The sequence below is a fragment of the Rhizobacter sp. P2_D12 genome (assembly GCF_056404395.1).
This window is the reverse complement of record NZ_JBFUEB010000031.1, coordinates 38,893-58,757: the sequence shown is the minus strand read 5'-3', so window position 1 is coordinate 58,757 and position 19,865 is coordinate 38,893. Positions and strand designations below refer to the sequence as shown.

Genomic DNA, 19,865 nt, shown 5'->3' with positions numbered 1-19,865 from the left:
GTTGGCTGCCGCGTTCCACTTGGCCGTGGTCACGTACAGGCGCAGTTCCGGGCGGTTCCAGAAGCCCGGGCCCGTCGACAGCGTCGGCGCGAAGGTGAACTTCGCCAGCTTCTGCGTCTCGCCGTTCTCCGGCTTCTTCTGCACGTACGCCGTTTCGGCCACCAGCTTGAAGTTCTTCGTCAGCGCGTACGAGCCGCGTCCGCCCACCGACACCGAGTCCACCTTGGTGACCTGGCCGGTGAAGGTCTCGACCTTGTCCTGCTGGAACATCAGCTGGCCCTGGCCGCCGAACGGGCCGACCTGCCAGCCCGGGCTTTCAACGATGCGGAAGCTCTTGGTGTCCGACGTCGCGTTCAGCGTGCCGAAGCCGCCGTCCACGCCCGCCGAGCCCTGCGCGAACTGCACCCACAGGATGTTGGTGCCGCCCAGCCCGAACGCGTTGTCCTGGTTGTGCTGCGCGCTCAGCCCGAAACCGTTCTTGCCGCCCGTGAAATCACCCTTCACGTACGTGCCCACGAAGCGCAGCTTGCCGCCCGGGTTCACCGCCAGCTCCGACAGGTCGAAGTTCACCCGCGACGCCGGACGCTGGTCCAGCGTGTTCGCCGGTGCCGGCGTGCCCTGGATCACCCCGCCGCTGTCGTTGCGGAAGAACGCGATGCCCAGCTTGCCGCCACCCACCGCGATGCTGTCCGCACCCGCGCCCACGCCCGACAGGTTGATGAAGAACGTGTCGGTGATGTGCACGTCCGCACGGCCGTAGAAGCGCTTGCCGATCCAGAAGTTCACGTTCGGCGCAATGTCGTAGCCCTTGCCTTCGACGTACATCTGGTTGATGCCCACCGAGGCCGCGCCCGTGTCGCTGGAGTCACCGTTGTACAGGTTCGTCATCAGCGCGGCCTTGTACTCCACGCCGTCCGACTTGAAACCCTGGCTCAGCAGGAACTCGCCGTAGAAGTCGCACTCGTTGCCCAGCCGGTACTTCATGCCCGCGCCGCTCAGGGCATAGCACGCGCGCGAATCGTCCTTCTTCGTCGCGCCAGGACCAACACGGAAATAGCCGCCCCAATCGACGGCTTGGGCGGTGGTGGCACTCAGCACGCCGGCTGCGGCGGCAGCCAGGGTGAGCAGCGTCTTGCGGTGGGGGAAAGTCTTCACGGATCGTCTCCTTGGTTTTTGCAGTCACGGGAAAGACACGGGGCCTGGGGGAGCCCCGCGGGGGAAACCCTGCGAGCCGGCTGCGCCTAGCGCTTGCGGCCGGATTCGAAGATGCGTTGCAGCAGGCAGAACAGGAACAGCAGCCCGCCGATCACGATGCGCGTCCACCATGAACTCAGGCTGCCGTCGAACATGATCAGCGTCTGGATGATGCCGAGCATCAGCACGCCGAACAGCGTGCCCAGCACGTAGCCGACGCCGCCGGTGAGCAGCGTGCCGCCGATCACGACGGCCGCGATCGCGTCCAGCTCCAGCCCGACCGCGTGCAGGCCGTAGCCCGACAGCATGTAGAAGGTGAACACCACGCCGGCCAGCGCCGAGCAGAAGCCGCTGACGGTGTAGACGCCGACCAGCGTGCTGCGCACCGGCAGGCCCATCAGCACCGCCGAGTGCTCGTTGCCGCCGATCGCGTACACCGTGCGGCCGAACTGCGTGTAGTGGGCGACGAACACCGCGACCGCCACCACCGCCACCGCGATGATCGCGCTCACCGACAGCTCGGCGCCTTCCCACAGCGGCAGGCGCAGCTGCGACACCTCGGTGTAGAACGCGTTGGTGATGCTGATCGAGTCGATGCTGATCAGGTAGCACAGCCCGCGTGCGAGGAACATGCCGGCCAGCGTCACGATGAAGGGCTGCAGCCGGAAGCGCTGGATCAGCACGCCCTGCAGCGCGCCGAAGCCGACACCCATCAGCAGCACCAGCGGGATCACCGCCGCCGGGCTCCAGCCGTGCTTCTCGACCAGCGAAGCCGAGACCATGGTCGTCAACGCGATCACCGAGCCCACCGACAGGTCGATGCCGCCGGACAGGATCACGAAGCTCATGCCGACCGCGACGATGCACAGGAAGGCGTTGTCGATCAGCAGGTTCAGGAACACCTGGGCCGAGAAGAACCCGGTGTAGGCCACCGAGCCGATCACGGCCATCAGCAGGAACAGCGAGATCGTCGCCGCCAGCGGGATGAACTTGGGGTCCAAGCGCAGCCGGCGCGCGGGCGCGGCGGCCGCGGACTCGTGCTTCAGCGAAGAGGCCTGGGCGCTCATGGGCGTGCTCCCGCGGCCGGCCGCTGCACCAGCGCGCGCAGGCTCTGGCGGAATTCCGGCGACTGCAGCAGCATCACCGCGAACACGACGCCGGCCTTGACGACCAGGTTCACCTCGGGCGGCACGCCCAGCGAATAGATCGCATAGGTCAGCGTCTGGATGATCAATGCGCCGATCACGCTGCCGGCCAGGCTGAAGCGCCCGCCGGTCAGCGCGGTGCCGCCCAGCGTCACCGCGAGGATCGCGTCCAGCTCCATCAGCTGGCCGGCGTTGTTGCCGTCAGCGCTCTTGACGTTGGAGCTGACGATCAGCCCCGCCGCGCCGGCGCACAGCCCGCAGAAGGCATACACCCACACCGTGATGCGCCGCGCACGCACGCCGGCCACGCGCGCCGCCGACGGGTTGACGCCGACCGCCTGGATGAACAGGCCGAGCGCGGTGCGCGTCGTCACCCACCACAGCAGCACGAACACCGCCGCCGCGATGAACAGCGAGAACGGCAGCCCGAGCAGGTAGCCGCTGCCGAGGAAGAAGTACGGCCCGTAGTAGATCGTGATGATCTGTCCGCCGGTGATCAGCTGCGCGATGCCGCGGCCGGCCACCATCAGGATCAGCGTCGCGATGATCGGCTGCATGCCGACGCGGGCCACCAGCACGCCGTTCCACAGCCCGCAGGCGAGAGCGACGCCGAGCGCACCGGCAAGGGCGGCCCACATCGGGAAGCGGCTCGCATGCGTGGCGACGCCGTCGACGATCACCAGCGAGCCGCCGATCATCCAGGCCGCGATGGCCGCCGAGATCGCCACCACCGCGCCGACCGAGATGTCGATGCCGCGCGTCGCGATCACCAGCGTCATGCCCAGCGACACCAGCATCAGCGGAGCCGCGCGGTTCAGGATGTCGACCAGGCTGCCGTACAGGTGGCCATCACGCCAGTCCAGGTGCAGGAAACTGCTGTTGAAGCCGGCGTTCAGCGCCAGCAGCAGCACGAGCGTGACCAGCGGCCACGCCAGGCGGTGCTTGAAGAGTGTGTTCATGCTTCCTGTGCCGCGATCACGTGGTAGACCGCCTGCTCGCTGCTGCCGGCCGGCAGCTCGGCCACCTTGCGGCGGTCGCGCAGCACCGCGATGCGGTGCGAGACGCGCACCACCTCGCTCATCTCCGACGAGATGAAGAGCACCGACATGCCCTGCTGCGCCAAGCGCAGGATCTCGTCCATGATCTCCTGCTTGGCCGCGACGTCGATGCCGCGCGTCGGCTCGTCGAGGATCAACAGGCGCGGATCGGTCGCGAGCCAGCGCGCCAGCATCGCCTTCTGCTGGTTGCCGCCCGACAGCAGCCCGATCGGCGTGTCGATGCTGGCGGTCTTGATGCCCAGCGCCTTGACGAAGCGCTCGGCCATCTCGGCCTGCTGCTCGCGCGACAAGGTCTTCGCCAGGCCGTGGCGGGCCTGCAAGGCGAGCGCGATGTTCTCGCGCACCGACAGGTCGGCGACGATGCCGTCGGTCTTGCGGTCCTCGGGGCACAGCCCGATGCCGTGACGCACCGCGTCGGCCGGGCTGTCCAGCTGCACCGGCTGGCCGTCGACCTGCAGCGTGCCCTGGTCCTTGGCGGCCAGCCCGAACAGCAGCCGCGCCAGCTCGGTGCGGCCCGAGCCGAGCAGCCCGCCCAGGCCCAGCACCTCGCCGGGGTACAGCTCGATGTCCACCGGCTGCAGCTGGCCGCGCTGGCCCAGGCCCTCGGCGCGCAGCAGCGGCTTGGCGTCCTGCGGCCGGGCGGTGGGCGCCGCGCTCGACTGGCTCGCCAGCTCGCGCCCGATCATCGCGGTGATCAGCGCCGGGGCGCCCAGCTCGGCGGCCGGCTTCTCGCAGACGAACTCGCCGTTGCGCAGCACGGTGATGCGGTCGGAGATCGCATACACCTGCTCCAGGAAGTGGGTGACGAACAGGATCGCGAGGCCCTCGCCGCGCAGCTGGCGCAGCACCGCGAACAGGCGCTTGACCTCGTCCTCGTCCAGGCTGGAGGTCGGCTCGTCGAGGATCAGCACCTTGGCCTCGACGCTCAGGGCCCGCGCGATCGAGACCATCTGCTGCACCGCCACCGAGTACGTCGCGAGGCCGCGCGTCACGTCGATGTCGAGGTTCAGCCGGGCGAGCAGCTCGCTCGCCTGCGCGTTCATGCGCGGCCAGTCGATGCGCCAGTTCTTCCGGGGATAGCGCCCGGCGAAGATGTTCTCGGCCACCGACAGGTTGGCGCAGAGGTTGACCTCCTGGTAGACGGTGCTGATGCCCAGCTGCTGCGCCTGCTGCGGCGTGGTCGGGCGGATCGCGGCGCCGGACAGGCGGAACTCGCCGGCATCGGCCGGGTGCACGCCGGTCAGCACCTTGATCAGCGTCGACTTGCCGGCCCCGTTCTGGCCCATCAGCGCGTGCACCTCGCCCGGGAACAGGCGCAGGCCCACGTCGCTCAGCGCGCGCACGCCGAGGAACTGCTTGCTGACGCCGCGCAGCTCGAGGACGGGAACGGTGGCATCGACAGCAGCCATGGCCCGGTCAAGCCTTGTTCTTGTTGTAGACGTCGAGGAACACGGCGGCGAGGAGCACCAGGCCCTTGATGACCTGCTGGTAGTCGATGCCGATGCCCATGATCGACATGCCGTTGTTCATCACGCCCATCACGAAGGCACCGATCACCGCGCCCATCACCCGGCCGACGCCGCCCGAGGCCGACGCGCCGCCGATGAAGCAGGCCGCGATCACGTCGAGCTCGAAGCCGACGCCGGCCTTCGGCGTCGCGGTGTTCAGCCGCGCGGCGAACACCAGCCCGGCCAGCGCCGCCAGCACGCCCATGTTGACGAAGGTGTAGAACGACAGCCGCTCGGTCTTGATGCCCGACAGCTTGGCCGCCTTCTCGTTGCCGCCCAGCGCGTAGATGCGCCGTCCGATGGTGCTGCGCCGCGTGACGAAGTCGTAGCCCACCATCAGCAGCACCATGATGATCAGCACGTTGGGCAGCCCCCGGTACGAGGCCAGCAGGTAGCTGAAGAACAGGATCACCGCCGCGAAGGCGGCCGTCTTCATCAGGAAGAACGGGTACGGCTCCTCCTCCATGCCGTGGCGCGTCTGGCTGATGCGCCCGCGCACCTTCAGCACCACCATCACCAGCACCGTCAGCACGCCCAGCAGCATCGAGGTCAGCCGCAGCTCGGCGCCGGCGAACACGTCGGGGATGAAGCCCGAGCTCAGGCGCTGGAACTCGATCGGGAACGGCCCGACCGACTGGCCCTGCAGCAGCGCCAGCGCCAGGCCCTTGAACACCAGCATGCCGGCCAGCGTGACGATGAAGGACGGGATGCGGAAGTAGGCGACGAACCAGCCCTGCGCCGCGCCGATCGCCGCGCCGACCACCAGGCAGCCGAGGATGGTCCAGATCCAGTGGATCTCGTAGTTCACCATCATCACCGCGGCCAGCGCGCCGATGAAGCCGGCCACCGAGCCGACCGACAGGTCGATGTGCCCGGCCACGATGACCAGCAGCATGCCCAGCGCCATGATGACGATGTAGCTGTTCTGCAGCACCAGGTTGGTCAGGTTCAGCGGCTGCAGCAGCGTGCCSTCGGTCAGGTACTGGAACAGCCCCATGATCGCGACCAGCGACAGCAGCATGCCGTACTCGCGCATGTTGTTCTTCAGGAAGCCGCGGTACTCCTTGGGCGGCACGGGTGCCGCCGCGGCGATGTCAGTTGCCATGATTCATTTCTCCGGCGCCGTCCAGGACGGGCGGCGCATCCATGCCGTCATGCGAGCCGGCCTTCATGATGGCCCGCATGATCTTCTCCTGCGACGCCTCGGCGGCAGGGAACTCGCCGACGAAGCGGCCTTCGTTCATCACGTAGATCCGGTCGCACATGCCCAAGAGCTCGGGCATCTCCGACGAGATCATCAGGATGCACTTGCCCTCGCTGGCCAGCGCATCGATGATGGTGTAGATCTCGTACTTGGCGCCGACGTCGATGCCGCGCGTCGGCTCGTCGAGGATCAGCAGCTCGGGCTGCGAGAACAGCCACTTGCTCAGCACCACCTTCTGCTGGTTGCCGCCCGACAGGTTGACCACCGGCTGGTAGACGCTCGCCGAGCGGGTGTTCAGCCGGCGCCGGAAATCGTTCGCCACGGTGAATTCGCGGCCGTCGTCGATCACGCCGTGGCGCGACACCGCCGGCAGGTTGGCCAGCGTGGTGTTCTTCTTGATGTCCTCGGCCAGCACCAGGCCCAGGCCCTTGCGGTCCTCGGTGACGTAGGCGATGCCGTGGCGGATCGCCTTCTGCACCGTCGACACGTCGATCGACCGGCCGTGCATCAGCACCTCGCCGCTGATGCGCTGGCCGTACGAGCGGCCGAACACGCTCATCGCGAGCTCGGTGCGCCCGGCGCCCATCAGGCCGGCGATGCCGACGATCTCGCCGCGCCGGACCTTCAGGTTCACGCCCTTGACCACCAGCCGGTCCGGGTGCACCTGGTGGTGCACCTTCCAGTCGCGCAGCTCGAACACGGTGTCGCCGACGTTCGGCGTGCGCTTCGGGTAGCGGTCGGCCATCTCGCGGCCGACCATGTTGCGGATGATGCGGTCCTCGCTGATCGGCTCGGCCCGGCAGTCCATGGTCTCGACCGTGGCGCCGTCGCGCAGCACCGTGATCGAGTCGGCCACCTTCGAGACCTCGTTGAGCTTGTGCGAGATCAGGATGGCCGAGATGCCGTGCGCCTTCAGCTCGAGCAGCAGCTCGAGCAGCGCATTGCTGTCGCTCTCGTTCAGGCTCGCGGTCGGCTCGTCGAGGATCAGCAGCTTGACCTCCTTCGACAAGGCCTTCGCGATCTCGATCAGCTGCTGCTTGCCGACGCCCAGGTCGGTGATCAGCGTGGACGGCGACTCGCGCAGTCCCACCTTCTGCAGCAGCTCCTGCGTGCGCTTGTGCGATTCGATCCAGTCGATGACGCCCAGCTTCGCGCGTTCGTTGCCGAGGAAGATGTTCTCGGCGATCGACAGCAGCGGCACCAGCGCCAGCTCCTGGTGGATGATGATGATGCCCAGCTTCTCGCTGTCGGCGATGCCGCCGAACTTGCGCAGCTGGCCCTGGTAGTGGATCTCGCCGGTGTAGGAGTCGTGCGGGTAGACGCCGCTCAGCACCTTCATCAGCGTCGACTTGCCGGCGCCGTTCTCGCCGACCACGGCATGGATCTCGCCCTGGCGCACGACGAGGTTGACGTCGTTCAGGGCGGTCACGCCGTGGAATTTCTTGGTGATGCCGCGCATCTCCAGGATGGCATCCATCCGATGTCCTTGAAAAAAGGTCCTGCGCTACGGCGCAGGACCCAATGCCGCCTCAGTGACTCTTACTTGAGTTGCGCTTCGGTGTAGTAGCCGCTGCCCACCAGCACCTGCTTCCAGTTGCTCGCGTCGACGCTGACCGGCTTGAGCAGGTAGGACGGCACCACCTTGACGCCGTTGTTGTAGGTCTTGGTGTCGTTGATCTCGGGCTTCTTGCCGCTGAGCATCGCGTCGACCATGCCGACGGTGACCTTGGCCAGCTCGCGCGTGTCCTTGAACACGGTGGAGGTCTGCTCGCCCTTCTGGATCGACTTGACCGACGGCACCTCGGCGTCCTGGCCGGTCACCACCGGCATCGGCGACTTCGGCGTGCCGTAGCCGACACCCTTGAGCGACGAGATGATGCCGATCGACAGGCCGTCGTACGGCGACAGCACCGCGTCGACGTGGGCGCCCGAGTAGTACGCGCTCAGCAGGTTGTCCATGCGGGCCTGGGCGACGGCGCCGTCCCAGCGCAGCGTGGCGACCTTGTCCATGCCGGTCTGCTTGCTGCGCACCACGAGCTTGCCGCTCTTGATGTACGGGTCGAGCACCGACATCGCGCCGTTGTAGAAGAAGAACGCGTTGTTGTCGTCGGCCGAGCCGCCGAACAGCTCGATGTTGAACGGGCCCTTGCCGCTCTTGAGGCCCAGCTTCTGCTCGATGTAGCCGGCCTGCAGCACGCCGACCTGGAAGTTGTCGAAGGTGGCGTAGTAGTCGACGTTCTTCGAGCCGCGGATCAGGCGGTCGTAGGCGATGACCTTGATGCCCTTGTCGGCGGCCTTCTGCAGCACGTCGGTCAGCGTGGTGCCGTCGATGGCGGCGATCACCAGCACCTTGGCGCCCTTGGTGACCATGTTCTCGATCTGCGCCAGCTGGTTCGGGATGTCGTCCTCGGCGTACTGCAGGTCGGTCTTGTAGCCCTTCTCCTGGAAGTACTTGACCATGTTCTGGCCGTCGGCGATCCAGCGCGCGGACGACTTGGTCGGCATCGAGATCGCGACGGGACCCTTGTCCTGCGCGTGCGCGGCCATCGGCACCACGGCCACGGCTGCAAAAGTGGCCAGGGCGGCCAGGATCGTACGGATGGTTTTCACTGTTCTGTCTCCAGTCTGTGGGGTTACATCGTTTGCCGGGCGCGGMTTGCCCGGCGGGCCCCGCGGTTCAACTGCGGGGCCCAGTCTTACCCCATCGCTCAGTACTTGCGATTGGGGAATTCCTTGGCAGCGACCTCCATCGGGAAGACGCCTTCCTGCGTCACGATGCGCTTGGGGATCGCCTTGCCGGCCACCAGGTCCTTGGTGGCCTGCATCAGCTGCGGGCCGAGCAACGGGCTGCATTCGACGCTGACGTTCAGCTTGCCGGCGATCATCGCCTCGAAGGCGCCCTTGACCGCGTCGATCGAGATGATGACGATGTCCTTCGCGGGCTTCATGCCGGCCTCTTCGATGGCCTGGATCGCGCCGATCGCCATGTCGTCGTTGTGCGCATACAGCACGTTGATCTTCTTGCCCTCGGCCTTCAGGAAGGCTTCCATCACCTCCTTGCCCTTGGCACGGGTGAAGTCGCCGGTCTGCGAGCGGATGATCTTGAACTTCGGATCGGCCTTGATGATCTCCTCGAAGCCCTTCTTGCGGTCGATGGCCGGGGCCGAGCCGACAGTGCCCTGCAGCTCGACGATGTTCACGTCGCCCTTCTGGTCCTTCATCTTGTCGACCAGCCAGCGGCCGGCGCGGCGGCCTTCCTCGACGAAGTCGGAGCCCATGAAGGCGACCCACAGGCTGGTGTCCTTCTCGTCGACCGCGCGGTCGGACAGGATCACCGGGATCTTGGCGGCCTTGGCCTCGCGCAGCACCGTGCCCCAGCCGGATTCGACCACCGGCGAGAACGCGATCACGTCGACCTTCTGCGCGATGAAGCTGCGGATGGCCTTGATCTGGTTCTCCTGCTTCTGCTGCGCGTCGGAGAACTTGAGCTCGATGCCGGCCTCCTTGGCCGACGACTTGATCGACTCGCTGTTGGCGGTGCGCCATTCGCTCTCGGCGCCGATCTGGCTGAAGCCGAGCACGATCTTCTTCTGCGCGAAAGCCTTGAGCGGCAGTGCGCTGACCAGGGATGCCGCAGCCATCGCTGCGAACAGGGTACGTCTTTGGAATTTCACGGTTGTCTCCTCTTGGTGGGTGGCATGAAAAACGCGCGGCTTTGTCGGTGCCGCATCAAGGCGCGAGGGCGGTGAGGCTCAGGCGATACGAACTCCTCAGTCTTCAAGCCAGCGTGTACGCCGTCTTGACCGTGGTGTAGAACTCGGCCGCGTAGCGACCCTGCTCGCGCGGGCCGTGGCTCGACCCCTTGCGGCCGCCGAAGGGCACGTGGTAGTCGACGCCGGCGGTCGGCAGGTTGACCATCACCATGCCGACCTTGGCTTGCCGCTTGAACTGCGTGGCCAGCTTCAGCGATTGCGTGCAGACGCCGGCGCACAGGCCGAACGGCGTGTCGTTGGCCAGCGCCAGCGCGTGTTCGAAGCCGTCGGCCTTCACGACTACGGCGACCGGGCCGAAGATCTCCTCGCGCGCGATGCGGTGCTGCGGCTGCGCCAGGAACAGCGCCGGCGCCATGAAGTGGCCGCGCGTCGGGCGTTCCAGCAGCTCGCCGCCGGTGACGTGCTCGGCGCCCTCGTGGCGGCCGATCTCCAGGTAGCTCAGATTGGTGTCGAGCTGGCCGCGGTCGACCACCGGGCCGATGTCGATGCCGCGCTCCAGCGCGTGGCCGACCTTCAGCGCGCGCATGCGGTCGCGCATCTTCGCGACGAAGCGGTCGTGCACCGAGGCCTCGACGATGAGGCGGCTCGACGCGGTGCAGCGCTGCCCGGTCGAGAAGAACGAACCCTGCACCGCGCATTCGACGGCCTGGTCGAGATCGGCATCGGCCAGCACCACCAGCGGGTTCTTGCCGCCCATCTCCAACTGCACCTTGGCGCGCCGTGCGGTGGCCGCCTTCAGGATCTGCTCGCCGGTGCCCACCGAGCCGGTGAAGCTGATCGCATCGACCAGCGGGCTGTCGACCATCGCCTGGCCGACCTGGCGGCCGCTGCCCATCACCAGGTTGAACACGCCGGCGGGCAGGCCGGCGCGGCTGATGATCTCGGCCAGCGCCGCGGCACAGGCCGGCACCAGCTCGGCCGGCTTGAAGACGACGCTGTTCCCGTAGGCCAGGGCCGGCGCGATCTTCCACGCCGGGATCGCGAGCGGGAAGTTCCACGGCGCGATGATGCCGACCACGCCCACCGGCTCGCGCGTGATGTCGACCTCGACGCCCGGGCGCACCGACGGCAGGTGCTCGCCCGCGGCGCGCAGCGCCTCGCCGGCGAAGAACTTGAAGATGTTGCCGGCACGCGCCGCCTCGCCGATGGCCTCGGGCAGCGTCTTGCCTTCCTCGCGCGCCAGCAGCGTGCCGAACTCGTCCTTGCGCGCCAGGATCTCGCTGCCGATCTGGTCCAGCGCGTCGGCGCGGCGCTGCGGCGTGCTGAAGGCCCAGGCCGGCGCCGCATCGGCCGCGGCGCGGATCGCGACCTCGGCCTGGTTGCTGTCGGCGCGGGCGTACTCGGCCACCACCTCGTCGAGGTCGGACGGGTTGCTGCTGACGCCGGTGGTGATGCCGGTCTCCCAGCGCCCGTTGATGTAGTTCTTGAAGCTCTGGGCCATCGCGTGTCGCTCCGGTTCAGAGGGCGCGGACGCCGCCGATCGCGAAACCGCGGTCGACCAGGGCCAGCGGGTTGACCAGCGGTGCACCGAGTGCCGGCAGGTCGATCTCGAAGCGGTCGCCCGGCTCGACCCGGACCTGGTCCGAGAAGCTCAGCGTCGCGGTGCCGAAGAAGTGCAGGTGCACGTCGCCCGGCTGGCGGTGCGCCGCGTACTTGAAGTGGTGGTACTCGAGGTTGGCCAGCGAATGGCACATGTTGGCCTCGCCGGTCAGGAAGGGCTTTTCCCAGCGCACGCTGTCGCCGCGGCGGATGCGGCTCGTGCCTTCCAGGTGCGCCGGCAGCTCGCCGGTGCGCAGCTCGGGGCCGACGGCGCAGACGCGCAGCTTCGAATGCGCGAGGTAGAGGTAGTTCTGGCGCTCGGTGACGTGGTCGGAGAACTCGTTGCCGATCGCGAAGCCGAGGCGGTACGGCTGGCCGTCCGGGCCGATCACGTAGAGGCCGACCAGCTCCGGCTCCTCGCCGCCGTCGAGCGCGAAGTCCGGCATCGCCAGCGGCGCGCCCGGCGCGGCAACGATGCTGCCGTTGCCCTTGTAGAACCATTCCGGCTGCACGCCGGGCGAACCGTCGGCGGGCCGGCCGCCGTCCAGGCCCCACTTGAACATGCGCATCGAATCGGACAGCGTGTCCTCGCCCACCGACAGCTTGGTGTGCATCGCGTCGCGCGCCGAGGCGCTGCCGGTGTGCGTGAGGCCGGTGCCGGTGACCAGGCAGTGCGCGACATCGGGGTGCGCCAGCGGCGTCAGCACGCGCTGTTCGCGCAGCAGCGCGTCGTACGGAATGGATTCGCCGGTCAGTTCCGGCGCGGCCAGCACATCGACCGGCACGCGCCGGGCAATCGCCGCCTGCGCCAGTTCATAGCTGCTGACGAAGCCGCCGACCGCGCGCACCGAGCGGCCGTCCGCTGCGACGCCGCCGACGTGCTGCGTGCCGTTGTCGGCGAGGAACTGGATCAGTCTCATGGGCAGGCGCTTCTCTCTCGGACGAGCCGGACTCGGGTGAAGGTGCCGCATCGTAATGACGGGAGCTATAACTTTCTAATAGATATTTGACGGAAACACATATACGATCCGGCATCGATAAAAACCCGCATGCGCCGCAGTTGCGATGACGCCTCCATGACCAACTACACCCACTGGTTCATCCGGGCTCGCTTGAAGACGCGGCAGCTGTTGCTGCTGGTGGCGCTGGACGAGGAAGGCAACATCCACCGCGCGGCCCAGGTGCTGAACATGACGCAGCCGGCGGCGTCGAAGCTGCTGAAGGACCTGGAGGACGTGCTGGAGGTGCCGCTGTTCGAGCGCTTGCCGCGCGGCATGCGGCCCACCTGGTACGGCGAGACGATGATCCGCCACGCGCGGGTGGCGCTGGGCAGCCTGAACCAGGCGCACGACGAACTGGAGGCGATCAAGGCCGGCCGCTTCGGCCAGGTCAGCGTCGGCGCGATCACGGCGCCGGGGCTGGTGCTGCTGCCGCCGGCGGTGGCGCTGGTGAAGCAGGAGCACCCGAGCCTGCGCGTGGGCGTGCAGATCGAGACCAGCGACGTGCTGCTCGAGCGGCTGGCACAGGGCAAGCTGGACATGCTGGTGGCGCGGCTGTTCGCGCAGCACGACAAGTCCGACCTGCGCTACGAGACGCTGACCGAGGAGCCGGTGTGCGCGATCACGCGGCCGGGACACCCGTTGCTGTCGGTGGCGCACCTGGGGCTGCGCGACGTGGTGAACGCCGGCTGGATCGTGTCGCCGAGCGGCAGCGTGCTGCGGCACCGCTTCGACCTGATGTTCCAGGAAGAAGGATTGGGGGCGCCGATCAACGTGATCGAGACCTCGGCGCTGCTGTTCATGACGAAGATGCTGCAGCAGAGCGACATGATCGCGGTGGTGGCCACCGACGTCGCGCGCTACTACGCGGCGCACGGCATCGTGGCCATCCTGCCGATCGCGCTGCCCTGCCACATGGATGCGTTCGGCATCATCACGCGCACCGACCGGCTGCTGTCGCCGGCGGCGAAGGTGATGCTCAATGCCATCAAGCGGACGGCGATCAATGTCTACGGGGTGAAATTCGACGTCACCACCGAGTGACGCCGGGCCGAGCGCCGGGCCGCCCCAAGCCGGCCCGCATCCCCGCGGGGGATCGGTCGGCGTACCCGCCGACCGAGGGGTCGTCATTCACGCCCAGCCCGCATCCACCTTGAACTCTTGCGCGGTGCACATCGCGCCATCGTCCGAGGCGAGGAACAACACCATCCGCGCCACGTCGCCCGGCTGCAGCTTGTCCGGCAGGCACTGGTTGCGCTTGAGCACCGCCTCGCTCTCGGCCGTGAACCACAGCTTCAGCTGGCGCTGCGTCATCACCCAGCCCGGCGACACCGTGTTGACGCGGATGCGGTGCTCGCCCAGCGGCTTGGCCAGCCCGCGCGTCAGCCCGTTGACCGCCGACTTCGCGATCGCATAGCAGGGGTAGGCCCCGTCCTTCGTCTGCCAGCCGGTCGACCCGAAGTTGATGATCGAGCCGAAACCGAGCCGCTTCATCCCCGGCACCACCGCCTGGATCGCGAAGAAGGCCGGCCGCTCGTTGATCGACATGCGCTGGTCGTAGTACTCCGGCGTCACCGACTCCAGCGTGTGGCGGTCGTCGCTGGCCACGTTGTTGACCAGCACCGCGAAGTCGCCCAGCTCGCGTTCGGCATCGCCGATCGCCTGCTGCAGCGCCGCCACGTCGCGCACGTCGCAGGACCGGAACCACGGCGCCGCGTGCCCGGCCGCCTTCAGCTGCGCGGCAAGCTCGCGGCTCGGCCCCTCGGCCACGTCGACGAAGGCCACCTGCGCGCCCTGCTCCGCAAAGGCCGACACGATGGCCGCCCCGATGCCGGTGCCGCCGCCGGTGACGAAAACGCGGCGTCCGCGCAGGCTCGAATAGGTCGCGAGAGAAGGTGTGGAGGCGCTTGCCATGGGGGTTTTTCCTTGATCTATTGCAATTTGGATATGTGAAGAGCGAATTTATTTATTTTTCTATTATCAATGTGCCTTGATACGATCCGCGGCGTCAAGGGCCACTTGTCCGACAACCACGACAACCGCCTGCAAAGGTGGGCCCGCCTCCTGGAGACCACAGACCCCATGGATTCGAAGAAACCGCCCGCTCCGCCGAAGCGGCGCAGCCACGCCTGGTTCGGCAAGCAGGACCGCGACGGCTTCGTGCACCGAAGCTGGCTGAAGAACCAGGGCTACCCGCACGACCTGCTCGACGGGCGCCCGATCATCGGCATCTGCAACACCTGGAGCGAGCTGACGCCGTGCAACGGCCACTTCCGCGAGCTGGCGGAGTTCGTCAAGCGCGGCGTCTACGAGGCCGGCGGCTTCCCGCTCGAGTTTCCGGTGATGTCGCTCGGCGAGACCCAGCTGCGGCCGACGGCGATGCTGTTCCGCAACCTGGCCAGCATGGACGTCGAGGAATCGATCCGCGGCAACCCGATCGACGGCGTCGTGCTGCTGATGGGCTGCGACAAGACCACGCCGGCGCTGCTGATGGGCGCGGCCAGCTGCGACCTGCCGACCATCGGCCTGTCGGGCGGGCCGATGCTGAACGGCAAGTTCCGCGGCAAGGACATCGGCTCGGGCACCGGCGTGTGGCAGATGAGCGAGATGGTGCGTGCCGGCGAGATGTCGATGGACGAGTTCACCGCCGCCGAATCGTGCATGCACCGCTCCAAGGGCAGCTGCATGACGATGGGCACGGCGTCGACGATGGCCAGCATGGTCGAGGCGCTGGGCATGTCGCTGCCGGAGAACGCCGCGATCCCCGCCGCCGACACGCGGCGCAACCGGCTCGCGCAGCTGACCGGCCGGCGCATCGTCGAGATGGTCAAGGAAGACCTGAAGATGTCGAAGATCCTCACGCGCGAGGCCTTCGAGAACGCGGTGCGCACCAATGCCGCGATCGGCGGCTCGACCAACGCGGTGATCCACCTGATGGCGGTGGCCGGCCGCATCGGCGTCAAGCTCGACCTGGAAGACTGGGACAAGCTCGGCGCGGACGTGCCCTGCCTGGTGAACCTGCAGCCGTCGGGCAAGTTCCTGATGGAGGACTTCTACTACGCCGGCGGGCTGCCGGCGGTGCTGACGCAGATCACCGACAAGCTGCACACCGGCGCGCTGACCGCCAACGGCAAGACGCTGGGCGAGAACATCGCCAACATCCCCTGCTACAACCGCGAGGTCATCAAGACGCCGGAAGAGCCCTTCATGGCCTCCGCGGGCATCGCGGTGGTGCGCGGCAACCTGGCGCCGAACGGGGCGGTGATCAAGCCGTCGGCCGCGTCGGCGCACCTGCTGAAGCACCGCGGCCGCGCGGTGGTGTTCGAGACCATCGAAGACTTCCACGCGCGCATCGACGACCCCGAGCTCGACATCGACGAGCACTGCGTGATGGTGCTGAAGAACTGCGGCCCGAAGGGCTACCCCGGCATGGCCGAGGTCGGCAACATGCCGCTGCCGCCCAAGGTGCTGCAGAAGGGCATCACCGACATGGTCCGCATCTCGGATGCGCGCATGAGCGGCACCGCCTACGGCACCGTGGTGCTGCACACCTCGCCCGAGGCGGCGGCCGGCGGCCCGCTGGCGCTGGTGCGCGACGGCGACATGATCGAGCTCGACGTGCACGCACGCCGGCTGCACCTGGAAGTCTCGGACGAGGAACTGGCGGCGCGGCGCGCACAATGGGTGCCTCCCGAGCCCCCGAAGCGCGGCTGGTACAAGCTGTACGTCGAGCACGTGCAGCAGGCCCACCTCGGTGCCGACCTCGACTTCCTGGTCGGCGGCAGCGGCGCAGGAGTACCCCGCGACTCCCATTGAGGCCCGCATGACCCTCGCCGCACCGAAGCTGCTGTCCGAACCCCGCGTGCTGTGGCCCGCCGCGGCCACGCTCGGCGAGGGCACCTTGTGGTCGGTGCGGCGCCAGTCGCTCTACTGGGTCGACATCCTCGGCCGGACGCTGTACCGCTACCACCCGGCCACCGACGCACGCGAGAGCTGGCCGTTCGACGAGGAGATCTCCGCCGTGGCCGAGCGCGCCGAGGCCCCCGGGCTGCTGGTGACGCTGCGCAGCGGCTTCGCGATCTTCGACACCGACAGCGGCGCGCTGTCGAAGCTGCACGACCCCGAGGCGCACCTGCCGGGCAACCGCTTCAACGACGGCAAGTGCGACCCGCAGGGCCGCTTCTGGGGCGGCACGATGGATTTCGGCTGCAAGGAGCCGACCGGCTCGCTGTACCGCTTCGATGCGAAGCGCCGCTGCGAGAAGATGTTCGACGCGCATTTCGCGGTGACCAACGGGCCGACCTGGTCGCTCGACGGCCGCACGATGTACTTCAACGAGACGGCCGAGCAGCGCATCCATGCGTTCGATTTCGAGCCCGACACCGGATCGATTTCCAGGCAGCGGCTGTGGCTGCGCTTCGCCAAGGGCGACGGCTACCCGGACGGCATGACGACCGACGCGAGCGGCCGGCTGTGGATCGCGCACTGGGGTGCCGCCTGCGTCAGCTGCCACGACCCGGTCAGCGGCTCGGAACTGGCGCGCGTCGCGCTGCCCACCAGCCACGTCACGAACGTGGCGTTCGGCGGGCCGGACCTGCGCACGCTGTTCATCACCAGCGCGCGCTTCGAACTGAGTGCGCAGCAGCTGGCGGCGCAACCCTTGGCCGGCGCCCTGTTCTCGGTGGATGTCGACAGCCCGGGACGGGCAGCGACGGCCTACGCCGGCTGAGCGACCGGCCTACTTGCCGAAGAAGTGCTGGAAGATCTCCGGCTCGTCGACTTCGCGCATCGACAGCCCGTCGAGGGCTTCCTGGAACGGCTTCGGCGGCCGGGCCACGTCCATCAGGCTGGCCGGCATGGTGTTCTTCCAGGCTGCGCCCTGGCCTTCGTCCGAACGGCGCACCGCCAGCGTCGGCATCTCTTCCCATTCGATGCCGTCATGGGACGGCAGCGGGCGGAAGTTGATGGGCGCGGAGGTCGAGGCGGTCGGGCGGTTCATGGTGAGGGCCGGTTGTCAGACGTTGTTTCGTCTTGGTAGGAAGCGTATCGGCGCCGGCCCGTGCGCCATGACCTGAAAAACGTACCCGCGGGCCGCCAATTCGTGGTGCGGGGTGCATGTGTGTGAACCCGTTCACGCGCGGGGCCGGGATCGCCCTCCTGCTTGCGACCGGCTCAACGAAAGACCCCCACGGCTTCCGCCAGCTGCCGCGCCTGATGTTGCAGCCCGTGCGACGCCGCCGCGCCCTGCTCGACCAGCGCGGCATTCTGCTGCGTGACCTGGTCCAGGTGCGCCACCGCCTGCCCGATCTGCGCGATGCCGCCGCTCTGCTCGCGCGTGGCCTGGCCGATGTCGCCGATCAGTTCGGCCACGCGATGGACCTGCGACACCACGCGCTCGATCGTCTTGCCGGCCGCGCCGACCAGGCGCGCGCCCGCATCGACCTGGTCGACGCTGGCGCCGATCAGCGACTTGATCTCGCGGGCCGCCGCCGCACTTCGTTGCGAAAGGCTGCGCACCTCGCCGGCCACCACCGCGAAACCGCGGCCCTGCTCGCCGGCACGCGCCGCCTCGACGGCGGCATTCAAGGCCAGGATGTTGGTCTGGAACGCGATGCCGTCGATCACGCCGACGATGTCGGCGATGCGCTTCGATGCCGTGCTGATGCCAGCCATGGTCTGCACGACCTGGGCCACCGCGAGGCCGCCCTCGGCCGCGCATTCGCGGGTGCTGGCGGACAAGGTCGACGCGCGCCCGACGGTGCCCGCATTGGTCTCGACCGTGGCCGTCATCTGCTCCATCGATGCGGCGGTCTGCTCGACGCTGGCCGCGGCCTGCTCGGTGCGCGCGCTGAGATCGTCGTTGCCCTGCGCAATCTCGGTGGCGGCCGCCTGCACCGTCACCGCCTGCCGGCTCACGTCGTCGATCAGCCAGCGGAACATCAGCCCGAGCTGGCTGATCGTGCGCAGCGTCATGCCGATCTCGTCGACACGGTCCAGGTGCGTCACGGCCTGGCTCTCCCCCGACGCCACGCGCAGGGCGTCCTTCAGCACCTGCTCCATCGGGCGCGACACCTGCGACTCCAGCCACCATCCCGCGGACGCCAGCGCCACGGCCGCCGCGAATGCGAACAGGCCCAGGCTGCCGCCCGTCAAGCCGCCGAATGCCGCGGCGCCGGCCAGCAGCGGCCACAGCACCAGCAACGGCGCGCGCAGGCGCCAGCGCAGCGGGGCGGTCTGGCGCCACGAGGTCCACGAGAGCCAGCCGCGCCGCACCAGCAGGCCCTTGTGGAAGGCAACGCCGGCACCGCTGCCTGCCCGCATGCGCGCGTACAGCGCGTCAGCCCGCGCGATCTCCTCGTCCTGCGGCCGGGTGCGCACCGACATGTAGCCGACGTGGCGACCGCCGCGGATCACCGGCGTCGCGTTCGCCCGCACCCAGTAGTGATCGCCATCGCGGCGGCGGTTCTTCACCAGCCCCGTCCAGGGCTCGCCCCCCTTGAGCGTGGCCCACATGTCTGCGAAGGCCTCGGCCGGCATGTCGGGATGCCGCACCAGGTTGTGCGGCTGGCCGAGAAGCTCCTCGGACGTGAAGCCGCTGGCCGCGACGAACGCCTCATTCGCATACGTCACCCGGCTTTGCGGATCGGTGGTCGACATCAGCGTCGCATCGACGGGAATGTCGAAGGCCTTGCCGGTGACGGGCTGGTTGTTGCGCATGCATCGCTCCTGGGAGACCGCCGGATCGGCAGCCGATGAGGGCATCTCGTCATGTCCCGCCCGGACTGGAGCTGCAACGACCCACTTCCTTGACACAACGCAAGGCACGGCGCGTGCGTCAGAATCCGTCGCGGCCCGCGGCCTGGCGGGCCGGCCCCCCCGGAGATGCACCGTGCCGTTGATCGCCCCCGCCCCCATCGAGTCGCCCCGCCTGCTGATCCGGCAAGTGGCCGAGGCCGACCTGCCCGGCCTGATGGCCGTCAATGGCGACGAGATGGTCACGCGCCACCTGCCCTATGCCACCTGGACGTCGATGGCCGACGCGCAGGCCTGGTACCAGCGCATGGCCGGCATCCAGGCGAGCGGCAACGCGCTGCAGTTCGTCATCCTGTCGCGCGGCGACGGCGGCATCGCCGGCAGCTGCCTGCTGTTCAACTTCAACGCATCGAGCGCGCGGGCCGAGCTCGGCTACGTGCTCGGCCGCGCGCACTGGCACCAGGGCCTCGCACGCGAGGCGATGACGGCGCTGCTGCACTGCGCGTTCGGCCCGATGGGCCTGCGCCGCATCGAGGCCGAGGTGAACCCGCTGAACCAGCCGTCGGTGCGGCTGCTGCAATCCCTCGGTTTCACGCGCGAGGGGTTGCTGCGCAAGCGCTGGGTCGCGAAAGGCGAGGCCTACGACGTCGAGCTGCACGGCCTGCTGCGCGACGAGTGGCCGCCCCGGTGACA

Annotated in this window: 17 protein-coding genes; 4 read left to right on the top strand and 13 right to left on the bottom strand. The window is 68.3% G+C overall.

Going from position 1 to position 19,865, the window contains the following annotated elements; all coding sequences use genetic code 11:
* From AC1DYN_RS12945 to araD1, 10 genes are all read right to left on the bottom strand, one after another.
* Positions 1-1,155 (bottom strand): maltoporin (locus AC1DYN_RS12945; protein WP_477960049.1); only part of this gene is annotated, 1,155 nt, incomplete at its 3' end.
* A gap of 86 nt (positions 1,156-1,241) precedes the next feature.
* Positions 1,242-2,261, bottom strand: coding sequence for a galactofuranose ABC transporter, permease protein YjfF (yjfF, locus tag AC1DYN_RS12940; RefSeq protein ID WP_477960047.1), 1,020 nt, complete (start codon positions 2,259-2,261; stop codon positions 1,242-1,244).
* The gene (locus AC1DYN_RS12935; RefSeq protein ID WP_477960045.1) at positions 2,258-3,298 is read right to left on the bottom strand and encodes an ABC transporter permease; all 1,041 of its coding nucleotides are present in this window, start codon (positions 3,296-3,298) and stop codon (positions 2,258-2,260) included. The genes yjfF and AC1DYN_RS12935 overlap by 4 nt, the downstream gene beginning before the upstream one ends.
* Positions 3,295-4,806, bottom strand: coding sequence for a sugar ABC transporter ATP-binding protein (locus AC1DYN_RS12930; RefSeq protein ID WP_477960042.1), 1,512 nt, complete (start codon positions 4,804-4,806; stop codon positions 3,295-3,297). The genes AC1DYN_RS12935 and AC1DYN_RS12930 overlap by 4 nt, the downstream gene beginning before the upstream one ends.
* 7 nt (positions 4,807-4,813) lie before the next feature.
* A complete protein-coding gene (gene mmsB, locus AC1DYN_RS12925; RefSeq protein ID WP_477960040.1) occupies positions 4,814-6,010 on the bottom strand; it encodes a multiple monosaccharide ABC transporter permease in 1,197 nt (398 codons plus the stop codon).
* The gene (mmsA, locus tag AC1DYN_RS12920; protein ID WP_477960038.1) at positions 6,000-7,586 is read right to left on the bottom strand and encodes a multiple monosaccharide ABC transporter ATP-binding protein; all 1,587 of its coding nucleotides are present in this window, start codon (positions 7,584-7,586) and stop codon (positions 6,000-6,002) included. The genes mmsB and mmsA overlap by 11 nt, the downstream gene beginning before the upstream one ends.
* Positions 7,587-7,648: 62 nt before the next feature.
* A complete protein-coding gene (chvE, locus tag AC1DYN_RS12915; protein WP_477960051.1) occupies positions 7,649-8,656 on the bottom strand; it encodes a multiple monosaccharide ABC transporter substrate-binding protein in 1,008 nt (335 codons plus the stop codon).
* Between the two features lie 161 nt (positions 8,657-8,817).
* Positions 8,818-9,783, bottom strand: coding sequence for an ABC transporter substrate-binding protein (locus tag AC1DYN_RS12910; protein ID WP_477960036.1), 966 nt, complete (start codon positions 9,781-9,783; stop codon positions 8,818-8,820).
* A 103-nt stretch (positions 9,784-9,886) separates the two neighbouring features.
* Positions 9,887-11,323, bottom strand: a complete 1,437-nt coding sequence (locus AC1DYN_RS12905) for an aldehyde dehydrogenase family protein (RefSeq protein ID WP_477960034.1) — start codon at positions 11,321-11,323, stop codon at positions 9,887-9,889.
* 16 nt (positions 11,324-11,339) lie between these two features.
* Positions 11,340-12,341, bottom strand: coding sequence for an AraD1 family protein (gene araD1 / locus AC1DYN_RS12900; RefSeq protein ID WP_477960032.1), 1,002 nt, complete (start codon positions 12,339-12,341; stop codon positions 11,340-11,342).
* Positions 12,342-12,497: 156 nt separating this feature from the next.
* Between araD1 and AC1DYN_RS12895 the strand changes: the two genes are divergently transcribed.
* Positions 12,498-13,463: a LysR family transcriptional regulator gene (locus AC1DYN_RS12895; protein ID WP_477960030.1), complete on the top strand. Its 966-nt coding sequence runs from the start codon at positions 12,498-12,500 to the stop codon at positions 13,461-13,463.
* A gap of 87 nt (positions 13,464-13,550) precedes the next feature.
* On the opposite strand, the gene AC1DYN_RS12890 is transcribed toward AC1DYN_RS12895, so the two are convergent.
* Positions 13,551-14,333: an SDR family NAD(P)-dependent oxidoreductase gene (locus AC1DYN_RS12890; RefSeq protein ID WP_477960027.1), complete on the bottom strand. Its 783-nt coding sequence runs from the start codon at positions 14,331-14,333 to the stop codon at positions 13,551-13,553.
* 168 nt (positions 14,334-14,501) lie between these two features.
* Between AC1DYN_RS12890 and AC1DYN_RS12885 the strand changes: the two genes are divergently transcribed.
* Both AC1DYN_RS12885 and AC1DYN_RS12880 read left to right on the top strand, forming a co-directional pair.
* Entirely contained in the window at positions 14,502-16,235 is a 1,734-nt protein-coding gene (locus AC1DYN_RS12885) for an IlvD/Edd family dehydratase (RefSeq protein WP_477960025.1), read from the top strand.
* A gap of 7 nt (positions 16,236-16,242) precedes the next feature.
* Positions 16,243-17,148 (top strand): SMP-30/gluconolactonase/LRE family protein, encoded by a 906-nt coding sequence (locus AC1DYN_RS12880; protein ID WP_477960023.1) that lies wholly within the window; start codon positions 16,243-16,245, stop codon positions 17,146-17,148.
* 9 nt (positions 17,149-17,157) lie between these two features.
* Here AC1DYN_RS12880 and AC1DYN_RS12875 read toward each other — a convergent pair whose 3' ends face one another.
* Both AC1DYN_RS12875 and AC1DYN_RS12870 read right to left on the bottom strand, forming a co-directional pair.
* On the bottom strand, positions 17,158-17,418 hold the full coding sequence (locus tag AC1DYN_RS12875; RefSeq protein WP_477960021.1) for a hypothetical protein: 261 nt from the start codon (positions 17,416-17,418) through the stop codon (positions 17,158-17,160).
* A gap of 173 nt (positions 17,419-17,591) precedes the next feature.
* Positions 17,592-19,136, bottom strand: coding sequence for a methyl-accepting chemotaxis protein (locus AC1DYN_RS12870; protein ID WP_477960019.1), 1,545 nt, complete (start codon positions 19,134-19,136; stop codon positions 17,592-17,594).
* Positions 19,137-19,308: 172 nt separating this feature from the next.
* Here AC1DYN_RS12870 and AC1DYN_RS12865 point away from each other — a divergent pair, with 172 nt between their 5' ends.
* A complete protein-coding gene (locus tag AC1DYN_RS12865; protein ID WP_477960017.1) occupies positions 19,309-19,863 on the top strand; it encodes a GNAT family N-acetyltransferase in 555 nt (184 codons plus the stop codon).
* The last annotated feature ends 2 nt before the right edge of the window (positions 19,864-19,865 follow it).